Genomic DNA, 24,975 nt, shown 5'->3' with positions numbered 1-24,975 from the left:
GTCGAGCAGCAGCATGTCGCGCTGCTGCACCACGGTGCGCAAAAGGGCGGCGCGCTGGCGCATGCCGCCGGAAAGCTCGGCCGGCCAGGCGCGCTCGAAACCGGCAAGGCCGAACTCAGCGAACAACGGCGCGACGCGTTCGCGCGCCGCCTTGCGGCCAAGACCCTGCACTTCCAGCCCCAGCGTCACATTGTCGATGACGCGCCGCCACGGCATCAGCGCGTCGCGCTGCGGCATGAAGGCGAAGGGGCTGCCCTGCAATGGCGCGCCGTCGAAGCGCATGTCGCCCTCGCCTTTCAGCGCGCCGGTCAGCAACTGGAACAGCGTCGACTTGCCGGCGCCGGAAGGGCCGAGGATGGAGACGAACTCGCCGGCCGCGACATGAAGCGAAATGCCGGCGAGCACCTCAAGCGCGCCGAAGTTCTTCCTGATGTCCCGGAGTTCGAGCCGCGTCATTGACGGTTCTCTTCTGCAGCTTCAACCTTGCCGTCGCGGCTTTCGCTCCCTGCATTCTCCCAAGGCATGGCGAAGCGCTGGACGAGCACCGCAATGGCGAACAAGACAAGCGTGAGCGCGGCGCTGACGGCGACCGCGGCGAGCACCAGATCGGGCCGAAAGTTGTTCTTGGCATTGAGCATGTAGATGCCCAGCCCCTTCGCCGCCCCCGCATATTCGGCGAAGATCGCGCCGACGACGGCGTAGGTGATGGAGATGCGCAGCCCGGCGAAGAAATAGGGCAGCGCCGAAGGCAGGCGCGCCAGCCAGAAGATGCGCCAGCGCCCTGCCCCCATGGTGGCGAGCATCTGCGAAATCGCCTTGCTGGTCGCGGCAAAACCCTCGACCAGCGCCACCATCATCGGGAAGAAGGTAACGAGCGCCACAAGCAAGATTTTTGGCATCAGCCCGAAGCCGAACCACAGTACGATGAGCGGCGCAATCGCGACCAGCGGCAAGGTCTGGCTGATAATCAGCAGCGGAAACAGCGCGCGGCGCAGCGGGGCCAAGAAATCGACCAGCGCCGAAAGCACGAAGGCAGCGACCAACGAGCAGGCGAAGCCGGCTGATGTGGCGCGGATGGTGGGCAGCGTGTTGTCGGCAAGGGCAGCGCGATGCTCCCAGGCCTGCTGCAGCACGCGCGACGGCGCCGGCAGCATGGTGGGCGCAGTGCCACCATAGCGGGCGTAGAGCTCCCACGCCGCGAGGAGCAGGGCGGAGGCGCAGGCGGCGGGGATGGTCTTGGCGATGGCTGCGGCTAATCTCCCCCCTCGAGGGGGAGATGTCGCCGAAGGCGACAGAGGGGGTCGTCTCGCATAGAGCGCCCACGCCTTGCCGATGCGAAAANAGGGGGAGATGTCGCCGAAGGCGACAGAGGGGGTCGTCTCGCATAGAGCGCCCACGCCTTGCCGATGCGAAAAGGACGTCGGCGCTCCACGCGCTGGGACCCCCTCTGGCCTGCCGGCCATCTCCTGCTCGAGGGGGGAGATTCGTGGGCATCGCGGTCTTCGCCAATCGCCAATGGCTCCCCTCCTCTCTGTGCTGAGGGGTCAGAGGCATCTCCTCCACGCAATGGGTCAGATAAACCAGCCACGGCAATATCCTCAAGGAACGACGCTTGAGCCGCGGCTCAGACGGCGCTCGGGCTGTTCGCCGAGATCGTGATGTCGAGGGTGACGTGGCCGGCGCCGGGGCCGAAGCGGCAGAAGGCCTCGTTGAGCGTGGCAAACACCGCACCGGCATCGCCACGCAATTTGGTGCAGAAGTTCTTTGAGCGCTCAAAGACGCCGGACTGTTTCAGGAAATCGATGCAGCCGTAGATCTCGTCCATATGGTCGCCCGTGCCCATAACGTAGAGCGAGAACTGCGCCGCCACCGGCTGGCCGGTCGACGGCGTGGCCTGGACAGCGCGGATCGCGGCGATCTTGCGCTCGTCCAGCGGAATGGCGGGGCCGCCGGTCTCGTCGGAGCGGCAGATCGGATCGTCGGGCTCGCCCGGACAGCCGCGCGAGACCGCCGCCGAAAGCACGCAGTGCTTGCCGCTTTTGGCCGCCGCGACGAACAGGTCGCGCATGGCGGGAAACAGCACCTCGGGCGGCCCGACCATAAGGGTCGAGATGTCATCGGTTTCGATCCGCAGCCGGTCGCGCCAGGGATCGAGCGCGCCGAGCGCGCCGAGGATGACGCCGACGAAATCGTCGGTCATGGGATAAAGGGAAATCTGTGCGCCTGAAAACATCGCCCGCCTCGCTCCGCTGGTATTATCCAGATCAGCTTTAGGGTCCGAAGGCTTGCCGCCCTCATCTCAGCCCCGACGATACGGAGCACCCCTGTGGATGGGCGGGTTAAAGCACCGTTCGCGGCATTGGGGAAGCCGTTTGTTGAGGCACTGCGGGAAAGTGTTTTGGGCCAGACGTGCCGGGCGCCCGGGCGTTAACAGACGACTCGTCAGTTCGTTGCGTTATAACGTTTCCACGAACTTCTTATAACTGCGTTGAAATTCAAGCTGATAAACGTAATTATAAGAAAACGGCAGAGACTCCGCGCAGCCCTTACGGTTTCTGGATTTCCTTATCCGCGACCCCATCCGGACTGTGCTCCTGCATCGCTCGGGCTTGCCTGTGCTGGTCCCCTCGCCCCAGCGCTACGCCATCCACAAGCTGATCGTCGCCTCGCGACGCGGGCCGAGCGCTGGCGCCAAGCGGGAGAAGGATCTCCATCAAGCGCGCCTGCTGACCCAAGCGCTCGAAGCCACGCGTCGCCAGGACGACCTTGCCTTCGCCTTCATGGAAGCGTGGGACAAGGGCGAAAACTGGCGCGAGACGATCCGGGGCGGCTTGAACCTGTTCGACGCCGCCACGAGGGAAAACAGTCACACCATCCTGGGGAAATCCCTCCGCGAAATTGGTGCGACTCCTGAAGGATTCACGATGCGGGATTAGCTGAAGCGACCGCTGCTATATTCATTGCCATCGTCCCAACCGTACGAAATTGGCTTGACGCTGATTCGTACATAAAGTACGATATCTCTTTTCGCAGATAGGAATGTCCTTGAGCACAGCGAACCATGTTGCCTTCGCCGATCTCTCTCGTCCTTTGCTGTCACCCCCGTCGTTGCCGCCGCCTTTGTTGCCGCCCCCTTTGTTGCCCTTGTCATTCGATCAGTGCGAACGCCTCGCCGGGGCTTGGCGAATGGCTAGCCAGGACATCGCCGACGACATCCGCTTCATCCGCCAATATCTGAAAGTCGTTGCCGAGAAGAACGAGAGGCTGTCGACCGGCACCCTTGTTCACAGCCGCGCCTATGTCGAGGCCTGCGCCGGCTGGCTGCCACAGACCGTGACGCGCTATCTGCGCCACCTGCGCCAGATCACCGAATGCGAACTGGCTATGACAGCTGCCGGGATTCGCTTTGCGCTGTCGAGTTATGCCTGGGAGGCATGAGGGGCGGCTGTCGCCAAACACAAGGAATTGCGCTGCCCGTCGCAGGCGCAATTCGTCAGGTTGAGAGGCTCGGGCGCGCCTGAACGGCGGGCGCCAAGGATGGCCCGGCCAGCGAATTCCGGCCTTGCTTTATTTCGACTGGCCTCGTTTCAACTTGGCCTTATTTCGATTTGGCTTTGCCGGAATTTGCGGCGGCAGGCTTCGCTGCCTTTGGCTTGGCGGCTGCCTTGGCGGGCTTGGCGTCAGCTTTCTTCGCCGCCTTTTTTGGCTTGGCGACCGCGCCATCGACTTCAGCCGTGGCCTGCTCCCAGTGTTCCTGATGCGCGCCTTCAGGCCGGCCGGCCTTTTCCCAAATCTCGTGCGCGCGCTGGCGAATGCGGTCCTGTTTGTCGTCCGTCACTTAAGCCTCCGTGGTTGGGTCCGGTCGGTTGGTCCAGATTCCACGAAAACATTAGCCGAAAATTCGGCCGGCGTCTTGAGTGACGAGACATCTCAGCGCGGGTCGGAAATCACCGCAACGCCGAGCAGCGCCGCTTTCTTGACGATCAGCCCCGCGAGGTCGGCATCCGAACGATCGGTGCCGGTGCGCTCCCGCAGGAGCGCGATCGCTTCCTTCATCGATAACAGCGCCGTGTTGCGCTCGGCCAGCAACTTGTCGCAACACGCCGCAACATTGGCGGAGTTCGGGGTCTCGACATGCGGCAACATGGCAATTCTCCTTTCATCATGTTCGTCATTCGGCCCTGCCGCCCTTCTAGGAAGAACGACAGGGCCGTATCACCGATGAATGGTTAGGTTGTCGAGCGTTACTCGACCACCTCGACAATCCTGCGCGTGCTGGGGTCGACCAACACGGTATGGTTATCGACGACGGCGTATCTGTACTGGACGTCGGGAACTTCCTGCAGCTCGACAGTGTCAGGCAAGGCAGTGCCGACATTCAATTCGACGCCGAGCAGATTGACCGAGGCAAGCGGATGTTTCTTTACGTACTGGTGCACGACCGTGCGCTGTTCCGGTGTGATGATCACCTGCTGCTGTGCCGGCTGCGTGACGATGACCTCGTCGGCGGCGGCAATGCCGATACCAGCGATCATGGCGAGCCCGGCGACGGCGGGAATAAGGATGGTTTTCATCTTCGTCTCCTGTCGTTGTTGGCGAGCTCCGCCGTGTTCCCGCATGAGGCGAAAACAGCGCAGATCGAGGTGGCGGGCTCCTGGAGGCAAACGCAGCCGGTACGGTCTTGTTCCGCAAGCGGAGACTAAATTGATCGGCTTCCCGGTCATGCCAGCAGAACCCGCACCCGCAAGATTCGCATTGAAGCACAATCCCTCAGGAGACCTTCGACGTGGACGATGCACGGCTCCAAATTCCGGTGGCGATCGCGGCCGGCGCCGGCATTGATCCGGTGACCGCGTGGCCCGGCCAAGACCGGAACCGACCGCCTTCGTGCCACGCCGTGAAGTTCAAGCAAAGGTCATTGCTTCGGCGGCTGCGCAGGCACCTCGCCAGGCTTGATCACCGGCGTCTTGCCTTGGTCCGGCGGCGGCTGCGTCATACCCTGGTCACCACTGGGCGGCGGCTGCAGCACGCCGCCGCAGGGACCGAGCGTGCTGGTCGATTCGCCACCGCCATTGGCGACCGGCGGCTTCTGAGCATCGTCCTGAGGCTGCGCCTGGCAAGGCGCGGCAGGGCCGTTCCGGTCGCCATTGTCCTGCGCAGCCGCCGGGTCGGCCAGCGCCAAGAGCAGCACGCATGAGATGAGGGGGAAAGTCTTCATGGTCCAGCTCCTCTGGATTCATCTCCTTGGCAAAGCAGACTAGTCCTTGGCAAAGCAGACTGGCGGCAATTGGTTCCACTGAAGCTGGAGTGGTTGCTGGAACCTGGCGGCCGGAAGTGAGTTCCACCTTCTCGACGCTAAGCCGCCCAGAGGAGGCAATCATGGAACGAAACAGAAAACCCAATGACGAGGTCGAGGCGCCACCGAGCAAAAACGATGCCCGCGACAGGATCGCCAATGATGACGTGGAAGCGCCGACGCCGGGTCGGCAGGATTGGGATGCGCTGCGTGGCGCAACGGTCCTGCCCGACGGAGCAGATGAGGAAAGCCTGCCGGACACCACCGGTGTCGAGAAGGAAGGCGAACTGCCCGAGGAGGATGACGACAACCCCTACCAGGACAGTGACGATGCCTTGCCCGACGACGCCGAGGAAGCCGCCATTGGTCACGACCTGGCGAGGCGCGGCGGCCCGTTCGACGACGTGTAAGGCAGCGACCGCGGACTTTCGAGAGGTTTCCCGGGACGTCCACGCCGTCACCAGTTGGACCAAGGATGAGCTGAAGGCGATGCCGGAGCATCGCGATTGATATTTCGAAGGATCCGGCTGGTCTGATCCTTCGTTTAAGGCGCCTTGGCGGTTTGGTTAAATTTAGCCCTTGTGGTCAAGGGCCGGCGGCGACGCAATCTCGGCACGTTCGACAGCCGCGAGGCAGCCGAGAAGCACGAACGCGAAGCCCAATATCTCAAGCGCCGTTGAGGCCGCTCGCCTGAATCTTCAAAGTGCGCAAGATATCCCCGCCGCGGGCGGCGCAGACACGCTCCAGCATCGCAACGCTGCGAACCGGGCCATCGCCCGCCGGCACTTGAGTGCCGACGGGCTCTGACCTTCAGTTCGACCCGGGATCGCCGAGCGCCTCGGTGACGAAGGACGCCGCGATCAGGTCGTCGGCGTCGAGGCGTAGGGAGCCTTCGACACCCCCCATGATGGCCGCGACCTTCTGGAAGGTCTGCATCTCGTGTTCAGTAACGCTGGCGTCTCGCATCCTGGCTTTCAGATCGGCGATGCGTCGGCCCAGTGAGGCCGACGTTCCGATTTCTCTGTTCGACATGGTGGCCTGCTCCTCCCCCAACCCATGCTGTGGACGTACTCAAGTCTGCCTATATATAAGGCAGCGCGAATACAGTCGCCGCAACGCGCGATATCTGGGAAGGTTCCGGCGCCAAATAGTCACGAAATAATACGTGGTGGGACTCGGGTATGTTAAGCGCCGACGCGGCGATAGACACCGCAGCCAGCGGCTGCGGCCATCGGCCTGGCCAACCCGTGTCGCGGGTCGCGAATGCGGGTCGGACTTTGATCGCCGCGCGCGAACAGTCAGCGAGAGGCCGGAACCACGCCGGACACCGAGCGCGCCGTTTCGGGCGAAAACACCACGAAAGCAAAAACCAGAACGGCAGCGGCGATAATGACCGAGCCGCCGGCGACGATCGGTTCAAGCGCCGGGTTTCCCTGCAGCATCACATACAGCGCCGGCAGCATGATCACCAGGCCGAGTGTGTAGAGCCCGTAGTGGATCATGGCGATGCGACGCGCCGCCTTTTGCGGATTGAGCGCGTAGTAGCCGCCGAAGATGGCGCTCGTCACCCAACCGAGCAGATTGATATGCGCGTGCGCCGGAAAAGCGGCGTGGTCGCCCGAGATCGCCATCTGCAGGCCGGCCGCAATCCCCAACATCAGGAACAAGATGGCAGTTTTGAAAAAGAGTTCCGAAATCCTCGGCATGTCATTTCTCCCCCTATGCGGTCTGCGACCGCTTGCGTCCTGGAGAATACACCCACGCACAGAAATTTTCCACGCCGCGCTTATGGGCCATGCCTGCACAGCTTTTTGCACGCTGTTCGACTTTTCTGGCTGCCACAACCCGGCGCCGCCCCGCTACGGCGTCAGCAAGATGTCGGCGCCCGCTCGCTCGTCGAACACCACCGCGCAGCCGCGCCCCAGCGCCACTGCCGACAGCGCGTTGGCCACCGTCTCGTCCGGCGATACGAAATCACCGGTCAGCACTCGCAACTCCTCCACCGCCCTGGCCATTGACACGCAGTGCCCGGCAACGCGATCGCTCGTGCAGGCGTCAATGACGCTGACGAGGTCGATCATCTCGAACTGGCCCATACCGGCCTCCACAAAAACAGCGTCCCGTCGCGGATATGAACGCCGAGGCGAGAGACAATGTTCCGCAGGTCCGATGCCCAGGCGGAGCACTCGACAGCCCGACCTGGAACGGGCCGGCCGGCGACAACCGCTTCGCTTGACAATAGGCCCTGTTTGTTCTCTATTTGTTCGGCAAAAACGCCTCTCACAACAGACGCGGCTAATGCTGCAACGCCGCAAAGGGAACGGTCGGGATGGAGCCCACCATCCTGCATGCGGATCTCGACGCCTTCTACGCCTCGGTGAGCAGCTGCTCGACCCGGCGCTCAGGGGCAAGCCGATCGCCGTCGGCGGCGGCGTCGTGCTTGCCGCTTCCTACGAAGCCAGGGCTTTCGGCGTGCGCGGCGGCATGCCCGGACGACGCGCGCGCGAGCTTTGCCCCGGACTGATCTTCGTCGGCGGCCATTTCGCCGACTATCAGCGGCTGGGCGACGCCGCCATCAAGGTGCTCGACGATTTCACGCCGCTGGTCGAGCGGATTTCCATCGATGAAGCCTTTGCCGACGTCGCCGGCTGCACGCATCTGTTCGGGCCGCCGGCCGAGATCGCCGCCACGGTGCGTCAGCGCGTCCGGGCAGAGCTCGGCCTGCCGATCTCGATCGGCGTGGCGCGCACCAAGCATCTGGCCAAGATCGCCTCGCAGGTGGCCAAGCCCGACGGGCTGGTGGTGGTCGATCTGGACACCGAACTTGCCTTCCTGCATGATCTGCCGGTCGGGCTGATGTGGGGCGTCGGCCCGGCGACCAAGGCGCGGCTGGCCGAGATCGGCATCNTCGGCATCGAGACCATCGGCCAGTTGGCAAAGACGCATAGCGGGGCGCTGCGAAGGTTGCTCGGGCCCGCCACCGGCGAAAAGCTGGCGTCGCTGGCATGGAACCGCGACCCGCGAAAGCTCGAAACCCACAGGCGGTCGCATTCCGCCGGCGCGCAGTCGGCGCTTGGCAGACGGCCGGCCGAGGCGCGTATCTTCGGACCCGTCCTGCTGCATCTGGCAGACCGGGTCGCCAGCCGGCTCAGGGCGAAATCACGGCCCGGGCGCACGGTGACGGTGCGCGTGCGTTTCGCCGATCTGCACGCGGTCACACGCTCGCTGACGCTCGAGCAACCGATTTCGGCAACCGCGATGCTGGCCGAAATCGCCGGGGAGCTGGTGCGCGGCGTGCTGGCCGCCAACCCTCGGGAGAAGACCATCTCGCTGCTGGCGATCTCGGTGTCGCAGCTGGAAGAAAGTGCCGAGCTGCAGTTGGAGCTGCCGCTCGGGCTTGCCGATGAAAAGCAGCGACCCGGCAGCAGGCAAGGCCTGGCGCGCTTTGGCGCCGACCGCGCCATCGACAAGATCCGCCAGCGCTTTGGCAGAGAGGCTGTCGGCTATGGCGCCGTGGCGCTGGAAGCCCGGCGCTCGGTTCCCGATGCCTTCCGCGAACTGGCGGAAAAGGAACTGTGAGTGCGGCGCGACGGCAAGGCCAATGTTTAGGCTGGGCCAGTCCGCGCTGCATTGCCGCTCTGTTTGAGCAAGCCGACCAACCAGGCCAGACCCGCCGCAGTTTCGGACATTTTTCGCACCGCAACCCGGCCACGCCATGCACGCCCAAGAACAACGCTTTGTCGATGAAGGTGGACTTGCAGTTAGCGCATCGGGACCAAGAAAACCCGGGACGGGACGACGGCGCCGCGAAGGTTGACAGTGCCGATCCGTCTGGCATTATCGCGTAAGCTTGGAGGATTCACTATGAAGAAAACCTATTCGAAGCCTGTTCTGGTCAAAAAAGGCAAGCTTTCGCAGGTTACGGCGCTCGCCAATGGAGCGGGTTCCGGCCCGATCGAGTGAGGTCGTTGAGTCCGACTGTCGCCTGATCTGGCGGCCCGCCTGACACTGGAGATGCGGCATGAAGAAGACCTATTCGAAGCCGGTGCTGGTCAAGAAGGGCAAGCTCTCGCAGGTTACAGCCGATAATGGTAACGGCTCCGGGCCGGTCACCATCTAACAGCCGATCATCCGGACGCCTCGTGCCGTCTGGCCGGGAACAGGGCTTTGGGTGCCCGACGTGGAGAGTGGAAATGAAGAAAACCTATCTGAAACCGGTGCTGGTCAAAAAAGGCAAGCTCTCGCAGGTCACCGCGAACGGTGCTTCCAATCCGCGATAAACCCTTTCACCCCGATTGATCGCGACACGCTTCAGCGCACAACCACCAGATCGTCGAGCACGAGCTGCCAATAGTGGCTCGTTGAAAAACGCACGCGCGTCACCGCCGCCAGCATCGGCGCATAGTGGACGGGCGCCAGTGCCGACAGGACGATCGTGTCGCTGGCGATCAGCCGGTCGCCAAGCCAGCTCTCGACCAGTGCGGTTTCGCCTTCGGACTTCAACCATGCCGCTGTCAGCATCACGGAATGGAACCCGAACGGTTTGTCGCTCGACAATTCGGCCGGGTGTCCGCTGCTCGTATAGCAGACATGGTCTCCCGAGATATTGCCGTTGACGTAGCCTTCGCTGCCTTCGGTATGATCGCGCGCCAGTGCGTTCAGGTTGAACCAGGTCAACCCGGCATAACCGGACGGCACCTTGCGCAGGCCGCGCGTCGTGACATCGTCGAAACCGATGGCCTGCAAGGACGCGGCGCTGTCGACAGCCGCGTTCTCGGGCGACAGCAGGCCGAGCTCGGTCGGGTAGGCGGACAAGGCCAGTCGTCGTTCCATGCCATCGCCGGTGACTTCGATCGCGTCGGCGTCATCGGGCAGATCGAGACGGAAGCCAGCCCCAGCACTTAGCGGATGCACTGCCACCTTTTGCCCTTTCGCCATCACCGAGATGCTCGCCGAAGCACCGTCCGCTACGCGGCCGCTGAGCCGGCGTATCGCAAACAGGCCGACCGGCTGCAGCATTGCTTCCGAGGCCAGCCCGGTGGGCGAGCCCGGCAGCGGCCGGAGGTGCTGCGACTGGACCTCGTTGGCGCTGCTCGCGCGCCAGCCGGGCGGAACCGACACGGTGAAGCGGTAGCTGCCCGGCACATGGATGGGCGCGGCGCGACGTTTCGTCGACGCCAGGAAATTGGCAAAGCCGCCGCGATTGCTCCGCGCCGCGGCGACGAAGCGGCCGTCGCCATCATGCAGTCTGACCATGATGCCGGCCATCGGGCGGTCGCCGAGCCCGTAGCGGCCGTCGCGATCGGCATCGAAATAGACAAAGGACGAATGATTGAGCTTGCCGTGGTTGCCCGACCAGTCGCGGCGCACGGCGTAGTCGTTGGCCGGATCTTCACGAAGCCGGGCTCTGCGACGAGACCGCGCCAGCCGCCAGGCGAGAGCCGCAACGACAGCGGCGAACCCGACAAGGAGTATTGCCTTGATCACGGACGGCTCAAGCAATGCTGTCGGCCCTGCTCATCTGGATCTCCTGCACATACATCGATCCATATATCGATGCTGCAGGCGCTTGAGCAACCGGACACGGGACCGGCGGACCACGGCATCGGCGTCACATACCCATTTCAGGCAACTATTCCGGCGATGGCACCGGCGGCTTCGTGGTCAGCGCGGCGCCGAAGGCGGCGACGACCACGGCGGCGATGCCCGCGCATTGCAGCGGGCTCAGGGTCTCGTGCAGGAACAGGAAGCCGGCCAGCGCGCCCAGCGCCGGCTCCAGACAAGTCAGCGTGCCGTAGAGCCTGGCCGGCATCCGGGTCAGCGCCACCATCTCCAGCCAGAACGGCAAGGCGCTGGAGAACAGCCCGACCAGCAGCGCGCTGACCAGGATCGCGGGTGCGATCAGGCCGGTACCCGCCTCGGCGAGGCCGAACGGCAGGGCGACGGCAGCGGCAATGACCAGCCCGTAAGCCGTGGTCTGGCTGCCAAGCTCGGCGCCCGCCTTTTGCGCAAAGACGATGTAGAGCGCCCAGCAGCCGCCGGCGGCCAGCGCCAGCATCACGCCGAGCGGGTCGAGTGCACTGCCGGAGTGGATGAAGGGCGACAACAGCAATATGCCGGAAACGGCCAGGACCACCCAGACGAAGTCGGTGGCGCGCCGCGACGACAGCGTCGCCACAAGCAGCGGGCCGGAGAATTCGAGCGCCACCGCGACGCCGAGCGGGATTCTGGCGAGCGCTGCGTAAAACAAAAGGTTCAGCGCCGCGAGGTTGACGCCGTAGGCGATGAGCCAGGGCAGCACGGCNGCGATGAGCCAGGGCAGCACGGCGCGCGACGGCCGCACCCGCCACGGCCTCAGCACCGCCGCCAGCATCAGCGCCCCCACGACCAGCCGCAGCGCCGTGGTGCCATTGGCGCCGATCAGCGGAAACAGGCCCTTGGCGAAGGTGGCGCCGATCTGGATCGACACCATGGCGCCAAGCAACGCGCCGATCGGCAAGGCCTTCGCTTCAGCTGCGGCAATCGACGTCGACGTCAATTCCAGTCCCTCCCCACGCGACCAGCAGGCCGTAGCGCAGGCTGGAGATAGGGATAAAGGGCCTGGCTGTCGTGTGGCACGAGCGGGCTGTTGATAGGGCAAGGGTGGGAGGCGAACGCCGACGCATTTCCTCTCCCCCGTCGATCGGGGGAGAGGAAAAGAAGCTAGCTCGCCAGCCCATACACCAGGCTCACACGTCCATCCGAAAGCGCCTCGGCCTTGCGCAGCTCCAGTCCGTGCCGGGCGTGCACCGTGCCGAACAGCGCCTTGCCGTCGCCGGCGAGCAGCGGATAGACGATGAGCCGCATTTCATCCACTAGCCCCGCCTCGATCAGGCTGGCGGTGATGCGTGCGCCGCCCATGAGATAGATGTTCTTGCCGGGCTCGCGCTTCAGCGCCGCGATGTCGTCGAGGCTGCGCAGGAAGCGCGTCGAGGCCCAGGCGGCCGAAGTCATGGTGTTCGACAGCACATAGTGCGGGGTTTTCGCGGCAAAGCGCGCCCATTCGAGTTCGGCCGGGTCGACCAGTCTGCCGGTCATCGGCAATGGCTGGTCCGGCTCGTTCTCAAGGATCGCGCTCCAGTAGCGCTCATAGCCGGCATACATGACGCCGCCGAGCAGGCAGGCGTCGATCTCGGGCATCAGGCCGTATTCCTCCGACCAGTTGTCGACCCAGTCGGCGAAGCCTTCGGGGCCTTCGATCTTGCCGTCGATGGAGATCTTCATTCCGGTGATCAATTTACGCATGACTTCCTCCTTCGGGCTTGCGGGATGCAAGCACGTTGCCTGGTTTCACTTCCGCTGACGCGCCGCGGTGTCTGGCGAAGGCGCGTGTTTCGCCGACCCTTGCGCCGGCATCCGGCGCAAGGGATCGATGGTGCCCGGTTGGACCGGGCGATGCGTCAGGTCAGGTCAGGCCGGCAGGCGCCGGTCGTATTCCGCCACGATACGGCTAAAGCTGTCCCAGAACGGTTCGGGTTTCTCGGCCGCCACGCGGGCAACCAGGAGGTCGAGATGCACGTGCCAGCCTGCGGCATGCATCATCAGGCTCGAGCGGTCCGGCAGGCGGCGGTGGACCAGGGTGAGCAGAACATCGTCGCCGCGCTGCGCCAATTCGAAGGTGACATTGCCGCTGCCGTTCCAGGTGATGGTGAGCTTGCGCGGCGGATCGCACTCGACGATCTGGTTGTGCATCCGCTGCTCGCCGCCACTGAAGCTGGCCGGCCTTTCGCCGGGCGGGTCGGTCAGTTCGTCGTTGCGCCAGACCAGCTCGAAGGAAGAGCCTTCCTCCATCTCCATGTCGCCGGCCGCCAGCCATTGGCGGCGCAGATCGCTCTGCGTCAGATATTCCCAGACGCGCTCCCTGGTTCCGGGCAAAAGCCGTTCGATCCTCAACGTGGCCGGCTGGATCAGCTGGGCGTAGCCGTCGAAGCTGTTCATCTGGTTCATCGGTCGTCTCCCTCGGATGATGTTGGCCTGGATGTGTCTGGCTTGGGTGATTCCGGCTTGGATGGTTCTGGATTTGCCGGTGCCGGCGTTGACGGCGTTGTCGACGTTTTGCGCCCCGCCTCCTCGCGCAAAAGCTGTTCGAGGACATCGAGGCGGCTGTTCCAGAAACGCGCGTATTGGCCGAGCCACTGATAGGCGGTGGCCAGCGGGCGGGCCTCGAGGCGGCAGACATGGGTGCGGCCGCGCACTTCACGCCGGATCAGCCCGGCATGCTCCAGCGCCTTGATGTGCTTGGAGGCGGCGGCCAGCGACATGGCAAAGGGCTGTGCCAACTCGCTCACCGTACGCTCGCCGCCGGCGAGGTGGTTAAGCATGTTCCGGCGCGTGGCGTCGCCAAGGGCGTGAAAAACCTGGTCCATCTGGGGCGGCTCTAATTCAACCATGTAGTTGAATATAGAGGCGAGATTTTAGATAGTCAACTGGTTGGTTGAATGTTTTTTGGGGAGAGGCGCTGGCCCCCCTACCTCCCCCTTGTGGGGAGGTCGGACCGTAGGTCCGGGCGGGGGTACTAGCGCTGACCGTGGGGGATGTGGATTTCCTCTTCCCTCACGAAAGTCTGGGAGAGGAACCCAAGATGGCGGAGGTCCGCGCAGACCCCCACCCCGATCCGCTTTGCGGATCGACCCTCCCCACAAGGGGGAGGGTAAAGTGCCCTCACCCAGCCATGGCCAGCGGCACCGCGCTCTTGTTGGGGATCNTCGGGCTGGCTGCGGTTGCGGCGCTCATAGGCGAGAAGCACTTGCAGCCGTTCGCGCGCCACCGGCGCGCTGGTGCGCCGCTTGAAGATGTCGAGCAGGTTCATGCCGCCCTCCTTCCCAAAAGACGATCGAGGAAGCCCTTGCGTTCGAAGGGCACGATGACCGGCAGCTGTTCGCCCTCGAGCCGCTTGGCCGCGTCGATGTAAGCCTTGGCGGCGGCATTGAGCGGCTCCGACAGCGTCACCGGCGAACCGAGGTTGGAGGCGCGCAGCACATCCTGGCTCTCGGGGATAATGCCGAGCAGCGGCACCGACAGTATCTCCAGCACGTCGTCGATCGACAGCATTTCGCCGCGCGCGGCGCGTCCCGCATCGTAGCGCGTGACCAGCACATGCTTGGCGATCTGCTCGCCCTCCTCGGCCCGCAAGGTGCGGGAATCGAGCAGGCCGATGATGCGGTCGGAATCGCGCACCGACGACACTTCCGGATTGGTGACGATGACCGCCTCGTCGGCAAAGCGCATGGCGAGCTGCGCGCCGCGCTCGATGCCGGCTGGGCTGTCGCAGAAGACATAGTCGAACACCGAGCGCAGCTTGCCGATGACCTCGGCCACGCCCTCCTCGGTCAGCGCATCCTTGTCGCGCGTCTGCGAGGCCGGCAGCAGGAACAGCGTCTCGACCCGCTTGTCGCGGATCAGCGCCTGCGACAGCTTTGCCGAGCCCTGGATGACGTTGACGAGATCGAACACCACGCGCCGTTCGGCGCCCATGATCAAATCGAGGTTGCGCAGTCCGACATCGAAATCGACCAGCGCCACCTTCTTGCCGGTCTTGGCGACCGCCGCCCCCAGAGCCGCGGTAGAGGTCGTCTTGCCGACGCCCCCCTTGCCCGAGGTGACCACCACTACCTTGCCCATCAATAAAGCCTCCGTTGTTGTTCGTTATGTCGTTGTCGGGCGAGACGCATTAGCTGAAAGGGGCGATGCGCAGCATGCCGTTGTCGAGAAATGCCTGCACAGGCTTGCCCCGGACTGACGGGTCCATCTCCTCGGCCGTGCAATACCAGCCATCGACCGAGAGAAGCTCGGCTTCGTTCCTGCGGCAGAAGACACGCGCCGCCGTGTTGCCTTGAGCGCCTGCCGAAGCGCGGCCGCGCAGCGTGCCATAGACATGGATCGAGCCGGTGGCGACGATCTCGGAGCCGGACGCGACCGAGCCCAGCACGATGACATCGCCATGCGGATGGAAGATCAGCTGCCCTGAACGGATCGGCGAGCGGATCATCAGCGTGCCGGCGTCCGGCGCGGCAATTTTGACGTCTTGAGGCTGCGTCTTGGCACCGCCCGCCGGTTTCAAATCGCCCGCCTTCAAATCGCCGGCCTCTGCCTTGATGTCACCGGCCGCCTTCATGTCGCTCACCGCAGTGGCATCCTCCGCCCTGCCCGCCTTGCGGCTCGGCTGCAGCAGGCCGTCGGTCGTCGCCTCCTTGGCGCCGACCAGCACCGGCGGCAGATGCGCGCCAAGCTCGCCGCCGCCATCGAGTTCCATGGCATAGATGCGGATGCCGCGCTGGCCAAGCAGATCGACCAGCGCTTCGATGGCGACGATATCCGGCTTCAGCACGTTCAGGTCGAGCACCACCGGGCGCCCGGCAAAATAGCCCGGCGAGTTGCCGACCCAGCGATCCAGGCTCTCCAGCCACACATCCAAAGGCGCCTCCGGCGTCAGCGTGAAAGCGACGAAGGAGCGGGCGCGAAAGCGAATGGATTTGGCCTCGAGGGGAGCGGCAAAGGTCACGGCGGGCGATTCCTTACTGAGAGGTAAACGCTAGCGGTGGTATGGTTAATGAAAGGTTAATGAGGAGGGGGTGTTTGCGAGCTTCGAGAGCGCCCTTCCTGACAGCCGGTGCCAGGTATCCTGCTACCGTTGCAAAGGCACCAATCGACGTGACCAATTCCCCGGCCCCACCAACCAAATTGCAATCGCGACGACCGCAACGCGACAAGTGTCGGCGCAGACTGTTGAAAATAATCATGTATTACCAAGCGTCGAATACTTGCGCACGGTCATACGCCGCGTAATGTTGGCGTGGGATGGGTTTAAATGGGGGGAATAATGAAACGTAGTGTTTTGACACTATCGCTGCTGGCTTGCCTCGTAGCGTGCGCCACGCCACCCGACAAGATAGCGGGCGTTCCAAATTCCGGCCCCTGCACCCCGGCCGACAGACAGCGCCTTGCCGTCATAACGAACCAGCAGAACAAGTCGGCATCCGGTGATGCGCTGGGTGTCTTCCTGATCGGCGTGCCGCTGGCGTCGATGTCGGGAGGCGACCACGAGGCCGAGATCGCTATTCTCAAGGGGCGATGTGGGGCACCGAAGACTTAGGTGCCGTCCTACGAGTTGGATGGATAGGCAATAATACGAAGATAGACCACAGGAAAGTCACCAATTTGTATTTGGCAGCTCTGTCGATTAATAACTTCCGACGCCTACAAAGCGCGACCATAAATTTTCAACCCGGCCTTAACGTGATCGTCGGCCCTAACAACATCGGCAAGACCGCTGTGGTCGATGCGCTGCGCGCGCTGCTAGCCGGGGTAGACGATCCGTATCCACGGTTCGCCCGAGACGACTTGCATCTGCCAAAAGGTGGCACATCAAGCGGTGAAATCACGTTTGGGTATGTTTTCAAGGACCTTACTGGGGACGATGAGGCGGACTTCTTGCACGCACTACGTCCTGGCGCCGATGGAGCTTTAGAGGCCGTATTGGGCGTTAGCTATGGAGACCCGGATAGATCGGGACGTTTGCGAGCCAGAAAATGGTGCGGAGAGCATACCGATGTCGCCATGACTCCTACGATGCTGGACAACCTTCGAAGTGTTTATCTTCAACCCCTTCGGGATGCGGAGCAGGGGTTGCGCCCTAGTCGGAACAGTCTACTTTCCAGACTTCTGCATCTCCTCTCCGATGATGCGGGCCGGGCTGAGATTGCCGATGAACTCGCGAAGCTCGATGCAAAGCTCAAGAATCTTAAATCGATAACTGACACGCAGGATGCGATTGCGGGCAGACACAAGACAATGCTTAGCGAGCAGTTCGCTCAGATGCTGAATGTGGAACTAACAGGAAACGATTTTACAAAACTAGCAGCTAGAATTTCCTTGGTCGTCGATGATTTTGAGATAGAGCGAAACGGCCTAGGTTATAACAATCTGATTTATATGGCCGTGGTATTGAGCGAACTCGCAATGAATCCAACCGCTGCATTTCGCAGTCTTATCGTCGAGGAACCAGAGGCCCATCTACATCCACAACTCCAGGCCGTATTGCTTCGCTATCTTTCCAATATAGAAAGTGCCGCCGGCGAGAAGCCGGTTCAGGTATTTGTCACCAGCCATTCCCCAAATTTCGCCAGTGTAGCCGATCTCGACTCGATTGCTTGCCTTGTCGACACCGGTGCGCAGGTGGAAGCATTCCACCCGCGCACCGTCACATTCAAAAAGGGCAAGCGTGAAAAGTTGAAGCGCTACCTGGACGTGACACGTGCAGAACTGTTTTTTGCTCGACGAATTATTTTTGTAGAAGGCGCGGCCGAATTGCTGATGGTCAGTCTTCTTGCTGCTCGAATTGGTTTTGATCTTAGAAGCCACGGGGTCAGCTTGATCAGTGTGGAGGGTCTGAACTTTGATTCCTTCATGCCACTGTTCGGCAAGGACGCAATCAAAATTCCAGTCGCCGTTATTACCGACGCCGACCCTCAGATAGCCGGTGCCGATGGGAAAATGGAAGCTCACTATCCAGGCCCGGATGAGGCAATAGCGGTTTCAGCCAACACGGCTTCAATGCAGGCAATGCAGGACAATTTAGTCCGTGTCTTTTGTGGCAAGAAAACCTTCGAGTATGATTTTGCGCTCGTCGATAAAAATCGCGAAGCTATGCTCGCCGCACTTGAAGAAATTCATCCTGGAATCGGCAAGGATTTGAGAGCCGTGGTGAACGGTGAACTGACCGATCATGGAAAGGCTACGGCGCTGTTCAAAGGAATGTTTGAGCGCCCGACAAACAATGTACAGAAAGGTAAATTTGCACAGGCGCTTGCCGCGAAAATAGTTGAAAATAAATTAGATGTAGCGGTTCCGTTATATATTGAGGAGGCCGTGAAGCACGCATGCCAGAAATAAAATTATCTGAACAACAAACAGACGTTGTTGAACTCCCTCTTGAGCCGATTGCGATTACTGCCTGCGCCGGTAGCGGAAAAACCAGAACAGCGGTTCATCGCCTTGCCGAGATGCGGCGGCGTCTGGACGACAGACATGGGATGGTGGCACTGCTGTCATTTTCGAACATTGCAGTGGATACATTCCGGAGAGATTATCTGGCGTTGATGCGCGCCAATGACGGTGGCCAACAACCCTTCGGTATTGAAATCGATACCGTTGACGGCTTTATAACCACAAATGTACTTCGGCCGCATGGCTATCATGTCATGGGTTGTGGGTGCACGCCTTATCTGGTGGATGGTCGTGAACCTTTCTTAAAGAACTTCACAGTCTTCGACGGTGTTAGGCCCAACCCAACGGCTGATCTCCGTATCAGCTTTGAGAACGGCGACTTTTCTTTCAAGATTGGAAGGAATGCGCCAAAAAAAATCCCGACTGCTGAGGCCAAGAAAGCGTTAGGAAAATTGGGAGCAGTAGGCGCATACACCCACGCTTCAGCGCGCTACTGGGTCCTGCGAGTTCTCAAAGAAAAACCATATGTCTTGCGTGCTCTAGTGCGACGCTACCCCCACATACTTGTTGATGAAGCGCAGGATGTCGGCCCTGAGCACGAAGCCATTCTCAAGCTCATGGTGGACGGCGGATCCCGCTTGTCTTTGATCGGCGATCCGCATCAAGGAATTTATGAGTTTTCCGGCGCAAATGGCTCATTTCTTTCCGGATACGCGAAGCAACTCGGCGTTACTGAAAGAAATTTGAGCATCAACTACCGCTCAGTGCCTGCAATCGTCGACCTCGCAAACAAACTTTGTGGGCGGAACGATAAAGCGAAGAGGATTGCTCCAGAAATACTTAATGGCGCCTTTTTCATACCGTTTAAAAAGGACGAGAAAGACAATGCGCTTGCAACCTTCAGGTACATGCTGAAAGAGGCCGGCATCGCGGACAAAGACGGCGTCGTGGTGTGCCGTTCGGGAGAGTGGGCTGACCAATGGAGCGGTGGCGAAGATGGTCAAGGCCAAGGGATAGTGAAGGCTTTTGCTGATGCCGCTGTTTGTCGAGACAAGTTTAGACGTCTCGACCAGGCTTATGATCACACATGCATCGGCATCGTAGGCCTGCTCGCAAACCAACACCGCGATTTGATTTCAAAACTTTCTCGCCCCGCGGGAAGTGCGGATATTATGAAACTGAGAAGGGCAATTTGGGGATACGCGCGCGATCCTGCAGCCGGGCTCCCCTCTGCAACGTTGTTGGCAGATACGCAATGGCACCCATTGCTGGTAGAGAGAGCAAAATCGTTTATTGCCTTTCTGGAATCTGACTTCGGATTGAGCGCAGGCGAGAATTTAGGCAATAGGCTTGCCAAAAAAGCATTACTGAATAAGCCGCTGATCCAAATGCCCGACCTTGCGCAGCCGGATAGTCCGCCGCAGTTTCGTGTATCGACCGTTCACAAGGTTAAGGGTGAGAGTTTGGAAGGCGTCATGTATGTGGTTAGCAAGGAGCACGCTGAAGGACTGTTGAATGGGACAGGAACCGAAGTTGGGCGTATTGGATATGTTGCACTTACGCGAGCGCGAAATCTATTTGTTCTAGCGGTTCCTAGCAACGCCCTCGGCGCACTTGAGCCAAGGTTGGTGAAAATGGGCTTTATGAAACCAGGGAAAGCTGCGTAGCAGTCAGATGTCAATCGCTCTGACCACTTAGCCCGCAACTATTTGGGTTTTAACTTCCCCTCAATCCCCCTCGCCGCCTGCTCAACCGCCGCGCGGTCCGTGCCCAGCCTGTCGATCAGCTCCTGCGCCTCGTCGCCCGATATGCCTGTGCGCACGGCGAGTTCCTCGACGGTCAGCACGTCGGTGCTGGCGATCTCGCGCGGAAGGGCGTCGTCTGCGGTCAGCGGCAGGGCTGCTTCGCGGTCGATTTCGGCCTCGGCCCGGTGCCAGTGATGCTCGGGGTCGCCAGTGCCTTCGCGCTCCCAGATCTGGTAGGCGCGCTTCTGAATCTTCAGATGCCGGTCGTCTTCCATGGTGGTTCCTCCCCTGGGCTTTGAGGGCGATCCGGACGATCCCAGAAATCGCGCGGTCGCAATCGTTCGCGGCGCGGGCTCGCAGCCCGCGCTACTCGCATTGCCGTCTCGGCCCGCCGGAATATGGCTGGTAGCTGTTGTCTTCCGGACGGTACGAGCGATAGCGGCTGAAGCAGGAGGCGACATGATCGCCGCCGGCGGCCGCGTAGGCGCCCTCGCCCTCGACATAGCTTGCCTCTCGCGGCGCGGCGCGGTCGGCGGCGAGATAGGGCGAGACGCAGGTGCGCTGCTGTCCGCTATAGGACATGTAGCTGTTGTCGTCGGGATCGTAGGAGCGGTAGCGGCTGGCGCACCAGGCGAGATGTGGCGGCGACAGTTCGACCGGCGCGATGGCGCCGGTGACGGTGGGATCGGGCTGCTGGTCGGCCGGGTTCGCCTTCTTGGCGGCGATGTCGGCAGGCGCGGACTGCTCGGGCGGCACACGTTCGAAGTCCTGCGCCGTCTCGTCCACCGGCCGCGCTTTCCGGGTCCACAGCTCCGCCACGCTGACGGTGGGCCTTGCTTCGCGCGCGGGCTTGGCGGCAAGCAGCCAGGCTGCGAAGACCAGCCCGCTGCCGAACACCGCAAGGGTCAGCACGAAGCCGCCGACCAGTCCCAAAATCGCTTTCACTCGACACTCCTTGTGTCCCTGCCAATAAAATGCGGGACATCACGGCTTGTTCCAGAAAAGCAGGCGCGAGGGACCTAAGTCTGACCGACCGACAACCGGCAGCTCGCCGAGAACCGGGTGCGGCGCGATTTTTTTCGACGGTGAAAAATCAAGGGAGCGGTCGAGCAGCCATTGGGCAAGATCACGTCCCGGCTATTCCGCCGCCTCGGCATAATCCACGGGCACATAGTTGAGGATCGGCCCAAGCCAGCGCTCGGCATCTGCCAGCGGCATGGCTTTACGCCGCGCATAGTCCTCGACCTGGTCGCGTTCGACCTTGGCGACACCGAAATAATAGCTTTCGGGATGGGCGAGATAGATGCCGGAGACCGATGAACCCGGCCACATCGCATAGCTTTCGGTGAGGCTCACGCCGGCACTGCGCTCACCATCCAGCAGTTGGAACAAGGTCGCCTTCTCGGTATGGTCGGGCTGCGCGGGATAGCCGGGCGCGGGGCGGATGCCGCGATAGGGCTCGCCGATCAGTTCATCCGGCGCCAGCGTCTCGTCGGCGGCGTAACCCCAGAATTCCTTGCGCACCTTCTCGTGCATGCGCTCGGCGAAAGCTTCGGCGAAACGGTCGGCCAGCGCCTTGACCATGATCGAGGAATAATCGTCATTGGCGCGCTCGAAGCGCTCTGATATCGCCACCTCCTCGATCCCCGCGGTGACGATGAAGCCGCCGATATAATCCGGCTTGCCTATGTCCTGAGGCGCGACGAAATCCGACAGCGCGACATTGGCCTTGCCGTCGCGCCTGGTCAGCTGCTGGCGCAGCGTGAAGAAGGTTGCCAGTTCCTGCGAGCGTGCCTCATCCGTGAACAACCTGATGTCGTCGCCGACGGTGTTCGCCGGCCAGAAGCCGATGACGGCGCGCGGCGCGAACCATTTTTCCGCGATGATCTTTTTCAGCATCGCCTGCGCGTCCTCGAAAAGCTGGCGCGCGGCGGCTCCCTGCTTCTCGTCGTCGAGGATCTTGGGGTAACGCCCCTTTAGCTCCCAAGTCTGGAAGAACGGCGTCCAGTCGATGTAGCGCGCGAGCTCCGTCAGGTCCCAGTTGCCGAAAACCTTGACGCCGGTGAAGGACGGCTTCGGCGGCTCGTAGGTCGACCAGTCGACCTTGTGCGCATTGGCCCTGGCCTTGGCCAGCGGCAGCCGCCGCTTGTCGGCCTCGGAGCGGGCATGCGCGTCGGCGACCTTTTCGTACTCGGCCCGCACTGTGTCGACGTAGCCGCCCTTGGTCTCGTTCGACAGCAAGGACGAGACGACGCCGACCGCCCGGCTGGCGTCGTTGACATAGACCGTCTGTCCCCTGGAGTAGCGGGGATGGATCTTCACCGCCGTGTGCACGCGGCTGGTCGTGGCGCCGCCGATCAGCAGCGGAATGTCGAAGCCTTCACGCTCCATCTCGGCGGCCATGTGCACCATCTCGTCCAGCGACGGGGTGATCAGGCCGGACAGGCCGATGATGTCGACATTTTGCTCACGCGCCGTCTGCAGGATCTTCGCCGCCGGCACCATGACGCCGAGATCGATGATCTCGTAATTGTTGCAGGCCAGAACGACGCCGACGATGTTCTTGCCGATGTCGTGGACATCGCCCTTTACAGTCGCCATCAGGATTTTGCCGGCCGTCTGGCGCTCGCCATTGTCGATGCCATTGGCGGCGTTGGCCAGTTTTTCGGCCTCCATGTGCGGCAGCAATCCGGCCACCGCCTGCTTCATCACGCGCGCCGACTTCACCACTTGCGGCAGAAACATCTTTCCAGCGCCGAACAGATCGCCGACGACATTCATGCCGGCCATCAGCGGGCCTTCGATGACATGCAGAGGCCGCTCGGCCCCCAGCCGCGCCTCCTCGGTGTCGGCGTCGATGAATTCTGTGATGCCGTTGACCAGCGCATGGGAAATGCGCTGCTCGACCGTCCAGTCGCGCCAGGCGAGATCACGCTCCCTGGCTTCCTTGCCGGCGGTGCCCTTGAAGCGTTCGGCGATCTCCAGCATGCGCTCGGTGGCGGTGACGCCGGCCCTGGGCACGCGGTTGAGCACGACATCCTCGCACGCTTCGCGCAGCTCCGGCTCGATCGTGTCGTAGACGGCGAGCTGGCCGGCATTGACGATGCCCATATCCATGCCGCGCTGGATGGCGTGGTAGAGGAACACGGCGTGCATCGCCTCGCGCACGGGCTCGTTGCCGCGAAACGAGAAGGACAGGTTCGAGACGCCGCCCGAGATATGGACATGCGGCAGCGTGGCGGTGATCTCGCCGGTGGCCTCGATGAAGTCGACGCCGTAATTGTCGTGCTCCTCGATGCCGGTGGCGACCGCGAAGACATTGGGGTCGAAGACGATGTCTTCGGGCGGGAAACCGGCCTGTTCGGTGAGCAGCTTGTAGGCGCGGGTGCAGATCTCGACCTTGCGCGCCTTGGTGTCGGCCTGACCGGCCTCGTCGAAGGCCATGACGACCACGGCCGCGCCATAGGCGCGCACCAGCTTCGCGTGGTGCAGGAACGCTTCCTCGCCTTCCTTCATCGAGATGGAATTGACCAGCGGCTTGCCCTGCACGCATTTAAGCCCGGCCTCGATAATCTCCCATTTCGAGGAGTCGACCATCACCGGGACACGGGCGATGTCGGGTTCGGCGGCGATCAAATTGAGGTACTCGACCATCGCCTTTTTCGAATCGATCAGGCCTTCATCCATGTTGATATCGATGATCTGTGCGCCATTGGCGACCTGGTCGCGCGCCACGTCGAGCGCCGGGACATAGTCGCCCGCCGTGATCAGCTTTCGGAACTTGGCCGAGCCGGTGACGTTGGTGCGTTCGCCGACATTGACGAAGGGAATCTCGTCGGTCAGCGTGAACGGCTCCAGCCCCGACAGGCGCATCTTGCGCTCGATCTCGGGGATGGCGCGTGGCGGATATTTCTTGACAGCCTCGGCGATGGCGCGGATGTGGTCCGGCGTCGAGCCACAGCAGCCGCCGACGACGTTGACGAGCCCTTCCCGCGCAAAATCCTCGATCTGCGCGGCCATGAAGTCCGGGCTCTCGTCATAGCGGCCGAATTCATTGGGCAGGCCGGCATTCGGATAGGCGCAGACGAAGGTGTCGGCGGCGCCTGAAATTTCGGCCAGATGCGCGCGCATCGCATTGGCGCCGAGCGCGCAGTTGAGGCCGATGGTGAAGGGGTTGGCATGGCGCACCGAATGCCAGAAGGCGGTCGGCGTCTGGCCCGACAGCGTGCGGCCGGAGAGATCGGCGATGGTGCCCGAAATCATCACCGGCAGGCGCACGCCCTTTTCGAGGAAAATCTCGTTGCAGGCAAAGATCGCCGCCTTGGCGTTCAGCGTGTCGAAGATGGTCTCGATGAGAATGATGTCGGCGCCACCGTCGACCAGGCCGCGCAGCTGCTCGCCATAGGCCAGGCGCAATTCATCGAAGGTCACCGCGCGGTAGCCGGGATTGTTGACGTCGGGGGACATCGAGGCGGTGCGGTTGGTCGGCCCGAGCGCGCCGGCGACGAAACGGCGCTTGCCGTCCTCCTGCTGTGCCCTCGCCGCTGCCCGACGCACCAGCCGCGCGCCGTCGCGGTTCAGCGCGTAGACGGCATCCTCCATGCCGTAGTCCGCCTGGGCGATCGAGGTCGAGGAGAAGGTGTTGGTCTCGAGGATATCGGCGCCAGCGATGGCGTATTGATAATGGATCTCCTCGATCGCCTTCGGCTGCGTCAGGATCAAGAGGTCGTTGTTGCCCTGCTGGTGGCAGGTGCAGCCGGCAAAAGCCTCGCCGCGGAAATGCTCTTCGTCGAAGCCGAGACCCTGGATTTGCGTACCCATGGCGCCGTCGAGAATGAGGATGCGCTCGCGCGCCGCTGCCGTCAGCGCCGCAAGCACTTCGGACCCATCGGGTCTGGCCGCGACGGGGCCGAACAATGCGTCCAGCGATGCAGAATTCTGCGACATTTT

General features: G+C 62.3%; 28 protein-coding genes, 3 pseudogenes and 1 riboswitch. Of the genes and pseudogenes, 10 read left to right on the top strand and 21 right to left on the bottom strand.

Going from position 1 to position 24,975, the window contains the following annotated elements; translation table 11 throughout:
- The 3 genes from X726_RS152880 to X726_RS152890 all read right to left on the bottom strand — a co-directional run.
- Positions 1–456 (bottom strand): ATP-binding cassette domain-containing protein (locus X726_RS152880; RefSeq protein WP_023670366.1); only part of this gene is annotated, 456 nt, incomplete at its 3' end.
- Positions 453–1,295: an ABC transporter permease gene (locus X726_RS152885; protein ID WP_023670365.1), complete on the bottom strand. Its 843-nt coding sequence runs from the start codon at positions 1,293–1,295 to the stop codon at positions 453–455. The genes X726_RS152880 and X726_RS152885, both read right to left, overlap by 4 nt.
- A gap of 329 nt (positions 1,296–1,624) precedes the next feature.
- On the bottom strand, positions 1,625–2,233 hold the full coding sequence (locus X726_RS152890; RefSeq protein ID WP_023670364.1) for a YkoF family thiamine/hydroxymethylpyrimidine-binding protein: 609 nt from the start codon (positions 2,231–2,233) through the stop codon (positions 1,625–1,627).
- A riboswitch (TPP riboswitch) is annotated at positions 2,224–2,336 on the bottom strand. It overlaps the preceding gene by 10 nt.
- A gap of 198 nt (positions 2,337–2,534) precedes the next feature.
- Here X726_RS152890 and X726_RS152895 point away from each other — a divergent pair.
- Together X726_RS152895 and X726_RS152900 are read left to right on the top strand one after the other, a co-directional pair.
- A pseudogene (locus tag X726_RS152895) lies at positions 2,535–2,831 on the top strand (GSU2403 family nucleotidyltransferase fold protein); the annotation flags it as partial.
- Between the two features lie 355 nt (positions 2,832–3,186).
- On the top strand, positions 3,187–3,438 hold the full coding sequence (locus X726_RS152900) for a hypothetical protein (RefSeq protein ID WP_023670362.1): 252 nt from the start codon (positions 3,187–3,189) through the stop codon (positions 3,436–3,438).
- Positions 3,439–3,598: 160 nt separating this feature from the next.
- On the opposite strand, the gene X726_RS152905 is transcribed toward X726_RS152900, so the two are convergent.
- From X726_RS152905 to X726_RS152920, 4 genes are all read right to left on the bottom strand, one after another.
- Complete coding sequence (locus X726_RS152905) at positions 3,599–3,838, bottom strand: DUF2934 domain-containing protein (RefSeq protein WP_023670361.1); 240 nt, start codon at positions 3,836–3,838, stop codon at positions 3,599–3,601.
- 92 nt (positions 3,839–3,930) lie between these two features.
- Entirely contained in the window at positions 3,931–4,146 is a 216-nt protein-coding gene (locus X726_RS152910) for a hypothetical protein (protein ID WP_023670360.1), read from the bottom strand.
- 98 nt (positions 4,147–4,244) lie between these two features.
- Positions 4,245–4,574, bottom strand: a complete 330-nt coding sequence (locus X726_RS152915) for a DUF1236 domain-containing protein (protein WP_023670359.1) — start codon at positions 4,572–4,574, stop codon at positions 4,245–4,247.
- Positions 4,575–4,915: 341 nt separating this feature from the next.
- Positions 4,916–5,218: a hypothetical protein gene (locus X726_RS152920; protein WP_023670358.1), complete on the bottom strand. Its 303-nt coding sequence runs from the start codon at positions 5,216–5,218 to the stop codon at positions 4,916–4,918.
- Positions 5,219–5,379: 161 nt separating this feature from the next.
- Here X726_RS152920 and X726_RS0135310 point away from each other — a divergent pair, with 161 nt between their 5' ends.
- A complete protein-coding gene (locus X726_RS0135310) occupies positions 5,380–5,706 on the top strand; it encodes a hypothetical protein (protein ID WP_023670357.1) in 327 nt (108 codons plus the stop codon).
- Positions 5,707–5,719: 13 nt separating this feature from the next.
- Positions 5,720–5,806: pseudogene (locus X726_RS1000000171705) on the top strand (PRC-barrel domain containing protein); the annotation flags it as partial.
- Between the two features lie 300 nt (positions 5,807–6,106).
- Here the strand turns inward: X726_RS1000000171705 and X726_RS152925 are convergent.
- The 3 genes from X726_RS152925 to X726_RS152935 all read right to left on the bottom strand — a co-directional run bounded on the left by X726_RS152925 (position 6,107) and on the right by X726_RS152935 (position 7,392).
- A complete protein-coding gene (locus X726_RS152925) occupies positions 6,107–6,328 on the bottom strand; it encodes a hypothetical protein (protein WP_023670355.1) in 222 nt (73 codons plus the stop codon).
- Positions 6,329–6,594: 266 nt separating this feature from the next.
- Positions 6,595–7,002, bottom strand: coding sequence for a hypothetical protein (locus X726_RS152930; RefSeq protein WP_023670354.1), 408 nt, complete (start codon positions 7,000–7,002; stop codon positions 6,595–6,597).
- A gap of 153 nt (positions 7,003–7,155) precedes the next feature.
- Entirely contained in the window at positions 7,156–7,392 is a 237-nt protein-coding gene (locus X726_RS152935) for a hypothetical protein (protein ID WP_023670353.1), read from the bottom strand.
- Between the two features lie 233 nt (positions 7,393–7,625).
- On the opposite strand from X726_RS152935, the pseudogene X726_RS01000000167000 reads away from it, so the two are divergent.
- The 3 genes and pseudogenes from X726_RS01000000167000 (at position 7,626) to X726_RS1000000169000 (ending at position 9,416) form a co-directional block, all read left to right on the top strand.
- Positions 7,626–8,875, top strand: a pseudogene (locus tag X726_RS01000000167000) (DNA polymerase IV).
- Between the two features lie 285 nt (positions 8,876–9,160).
- Entirely contained in the window at positions 9,161–9,259 is a 99-nt protein-coding gene (locus X726_RS1000000169005) for a hypothetical protein (protein ID WP_023670351.1), read from the top strand.
- Between the two features lie 58 nt (positions 9,260–9,317).
- On the top strand, positions 9,318–9,416 hold the full coding sequence (locus tag X726_RS1000000169000; protein WP_023670350.1) for a hypothetical protein: 99 nt from the start codon (positions 9,318–9,320) through the stop codon (positions 9,414–9,416).
- A 191-nt stretch (positions 9,417–9,607) separates the two neighbouring features.
- On the opposite strand, the gene X726_RS152940 is transcribed toward X726_RS1000000169000, so the two are convergent.
- From X726_RS152940 to minC, 8 genes are all read right to left on the bottom strand, one after another.
- Entirely contained in the window at positions 9,608–10,783 is a 1,176-nt protein-coding gene (locus X726_RS152940) for a hypothetical protein (RefSeq protein WP_023670348.1), read from the bottom strand.
- Positions 10,784–10,928: 145 nt separating this feature from the next.
- Complete coding sequence (locus tag X726_RS152945; RefSeq protein WP_023670347.1) at positions 10,929–11,834, bottom strand: DMT family transporter; 906 nt, start codon at positions 11,832–11,834, stop codon at positions 10,929–10,931.
- A 164-nt stretch (positions 11,835–11,998) separates the two neighbouring features.
- Positions 11,999–12,580, bottom strand: a complete 582-nt coding sequence (locus X726_RS152950) for a dihydrofolate reductase family protein (protein ID WP_031214988.1) — start codon at positions 12,578–12,580, stop codon at positions 11,999–12,001.
- A gap of 165 nt (positions 12,581–12,745) precedes the next feature.
- The gene (locus X726_RS152955) at positions 12,746–13,282 is read right to left on the bottom strand and encodes an SRPBCC family protein (RefSeq protein WP_023670345.1); all 537 of its coding nucleotides are present in this window, start codon (positions 13,280–13,282) and stop codon (positions 12,746–12,748) included.
- Complete coding sequence (locus tag X726_RS16015; protein ID WP_023670344.1) at positions 13,279–13,725, bottom strand: metalloregulator ArsR/SmtB family transcription factor; 447 nt, start codon at positions 13,723–13,725, stop codon at positions 13,279–13,281. Before X726_RS16015 ends, X726_RS152955 begins: the two co-directional genes overlap by 4 nt.
- A gap of 125 nt (positions 13,726–13,850) precedes the next feature.
- Positions 13,851–14,144: a hypothetical protein gene (locus X726_RS1000000172380; RefSeq protein ID WP_023670343.1), complete on the bottom strand. Its 294-nt coding sequence runs from the start codon at positions 14,142–14,144 to the stop codon at positions 13,851–13,853.
- Positions 14,141–14,956, bottom strand: a complete 816-nt coding sequence (gene minD / locus X726_RS152960) for a septum site-determining protein MinD (RefSeq protein WP_023670342.1) — start codon at positions 14,954–14,956, stop codon at positions 14,141–14,143. Before minD ends, X726_RS1000000172380 begins: the two co-directional genes overlap by 4 nt.
- Positions 14,957–15,005: 49 nt before the next feature.
- Positions 15,006–15,836: a septum site-determining protein MinC gene (gene minC / locus X726_RS152965; protein WP_023670341.1), complete on the bottom strand. Its 831-nt coding sequence runs from the start codon at positions 15,834–15,836 to the stop codon at positions 15,006–15,008.
- Between the two features lie 318 nt (positions 15,837–16,154).
- On the opposite strand from minC, the gene X726_RS01000000166990 reads away from it, so the two are divergent.
- The 3 genes from X726_RS01000000166990 (at position 16,155) to X726_RS152975 (ending at position 19,947) form a co-directional block, all read left to right on the top strand.
- Positions 16,155–16,427, top strand: a complete 273-nt coding sequence (locus X726_RS01000000166990) for a hypothetical protein (protein ID WP_156940650.1) — start codon at positions 16,155–16,157, stop codon at positions 16,425–16,427.
- A gap of 65 nt (positions 16,428–16,492) precedes the next feature.
- Positions 16,493–18,226 carry an ATP-dependent endonuclease gene (locus tag X726_RS152970; RefSeq protein WP_023670340.1) on the top strand — a complete coding sequence of 578 codons (1,734 nt, stop codon included), beginning with the start codon at positions 16,493–16,495 and terminating at the stop codon, positions 18,224–18,226.
- Positions 18,214–19,947, top strand: a complete 1,734-nt coding sequence (locus X726_RS152975; RefSeq protein WP_031214986.1) for an ATP-dependent helicase — start codon at positions 18,214–18,216, stop codon at positions 19,945–19,947. Before X726_RS152970 ends, X726_RS152975 begins: the two co-directional genes overlap by 13 nt.
- Positions 19,948–19,985: 38 nt before the next feature.
- Here the strand turns inward: X726_RS152975 and X726_RS152980 are convergent, their stop codons facing one another.
- The 3 genes from X726_RS152980 to metH form a co-directional block, all read right to left on the bottom strand.
- Complete coding sequence (locus X726_RS152980) at positions 19,986–20,300, bottom strand: DUF2934 domain-containing protein (RefSeq protein ID WP_023670338.1); 315 nt, start codon at positions 20,298–20,300, stop codon at positions 19,986–19,988.
- Positions 20,301–20,391: 91 nt separating this feature from the next.
- Positions 20,392–20,970, bottom strand: a complete 579-nt coding sequence (locus X726_RS152985; RefSeq protein ID WP_023670337.1) for a BA14K family protein — start codon at positions 20,968–20,970, stop codon at positions 20,392–20,394.
- Positions 20,971–21,162: 192 nt separating this feature from the next.
- Complete coding sequence (gene metH, locus X726_RS152990; protein ID WP_023670336.1) at positions 21,163–24,972, bottom strand: methionine synthase; 3,810 nt, start codon at positions 24,970–24,972, stop codon at positions 21,163–21,165.
- Between the last annotated feature and the right edge of the window lie 3 nt (positions 24,973–24,975).

The sequence above is a fragment of the Mesorhizobium sp. LSJC285A00 genome (assembly GCF_000503155.1).
Taxonomy (GTDB): domain Bacteria; phylum Pseudomonadota; class Alphaproteobacteria; order Rhizobiales; family Rhizobiaceae; genus Mesorhizobium.
This window is presented reverse-complemented; position numbering and strand designations above follow the sequence as displayed.

Bases quoted from the DNA above. Each gene is read 5' to 3' on its own strand.
- X726_RS152890 (WP_023670364.1), bottom strand. From the start codon at position 2,233: ATGTTTTCAGGCGCACAGATTTCCCTTTATCCCATGACCGACGATTTC.
- X726_RS152900 (WP_023670362.1), top strand. From the start codon at position 3,187: ATGGCTAGCCAGGACATCGCCGACGACATCCGCTTCATCCGCCAATAT.
- X726_RS152910 (WP_023670360.1), bottom strand. From the start codon at position 4,146: ATGTTGCCGCATGTCGAGACCCCGAACTCCGCCAATGTTGCGGCGTGT.
- X726_RS152915 (WP_023670359.1), bottom strand. From the start codon at position 4,574: ATGAAAACCATCCTTATTCCCGCCGTCGCCGGGCTCGCCATGATCGCT.
- X726_RS152920 (WP_023670358.1), bottom strand. From the start codon at position 5,218: ATGAAGACTTTCCCCCTCATCTCATGCGTGCTGCTCTTGGCGCTGGCC.
- X726_RS0135310 (WP_023670357.1), top strand. From the start codon at position 5,380: ATGGAACGAAACAGAAAACCCAATGACGAGGTCGAGGCGCCACCGAGC.
- X726_RS152925 (WP_023670355.1), bottom strand. From the start codon at position 6,328: ATGTCGAACAGAGAAATCGGAACGTCGGCCTCACTGGGCCGACGCATC.
- X726_RS152930 (WP_023670354.1), bottom strand. From the start codon at position 7,002: ATGCCGAGGATTTCGGAACTCTTTTTCAAAACTGCCATCTTGTTCCTG.
- X726_RS152935 (WP_023670353.1), bottom strand. From the start codon at position 7,392: ATGGGCCAGTTCGAGATGATCGACCTCGTCAGCGTCATTGACGCCTGC.
- X726_RS1000000169005 (WP_023670351.1), top strand. From the start codon at position 9,161: ATGAAGAAAACCTATTCGAAGCCTGTTCTGGTCAAAAAAGGCAAGCTT.
- X726_RS1000000169000 (WP_023670350.1), top strand. From the start codon at position 9,318: ATGAAGAAGACCTATTCGAAGCCGGTGCTGGTCAAGAAGGGCAAGCTC.
- X726_RS152950 (WP_031214988.1), bottom strand. From the start codon at position 12,580: ATGCGTAAATTGATCACCGGAATGAAGATCTCCATCGACGGCAAGATC.
- X726_RS152955 (WP_023670345.1), bottom strand. From the start codon at position 13,282: ATGAACCAGATGAACAGCTTCGACGGCTACGCCCAGCTGATCCAGCCG.
- X726_RS16015 (WP_023670344.1), bottom strand. From the start codon at position 13,725: ATGGTTGAATTAGAGCCGCCCCAGATGGACCAGGTTTTTCACGCCCTT.
- minD (WP_023670342.1), bottom strand. From the start codon at position 14,956: ATGGGCAAGGTAGTGGTGGTCACCTCGGGCAAGGGGGGCGTCGGCAAG.
- X726_RS01000000166990 (WP_156940650.1), top strand. From the start codon at position 16,155: ATGAAACGTAGTGTTTTGACACTATCGCTGCTGGCTTGCCTCGTAGCG.
- X726_RS152975 (WP_031214986.1), top strand. From the start codon at position 18,214: ATGCCAGAAATAAAATTATCTGAACAACAAACAGACGTTGTTGAACTC.
- X726_RS152980 (WP_023670338.1), bottom strand. From the start codon at position 20,300: ATGGAAGACGACCGGCATCTGAAGATTCAGAAGCGCGCCTACCAGATC.
- metH (WP_023670336.1), bottom strand. From the start codon at position 24,972: ATGTCGCAGAATTCTGCATCGCTGGACGCATTGTTCGGCCCCGTCGCG.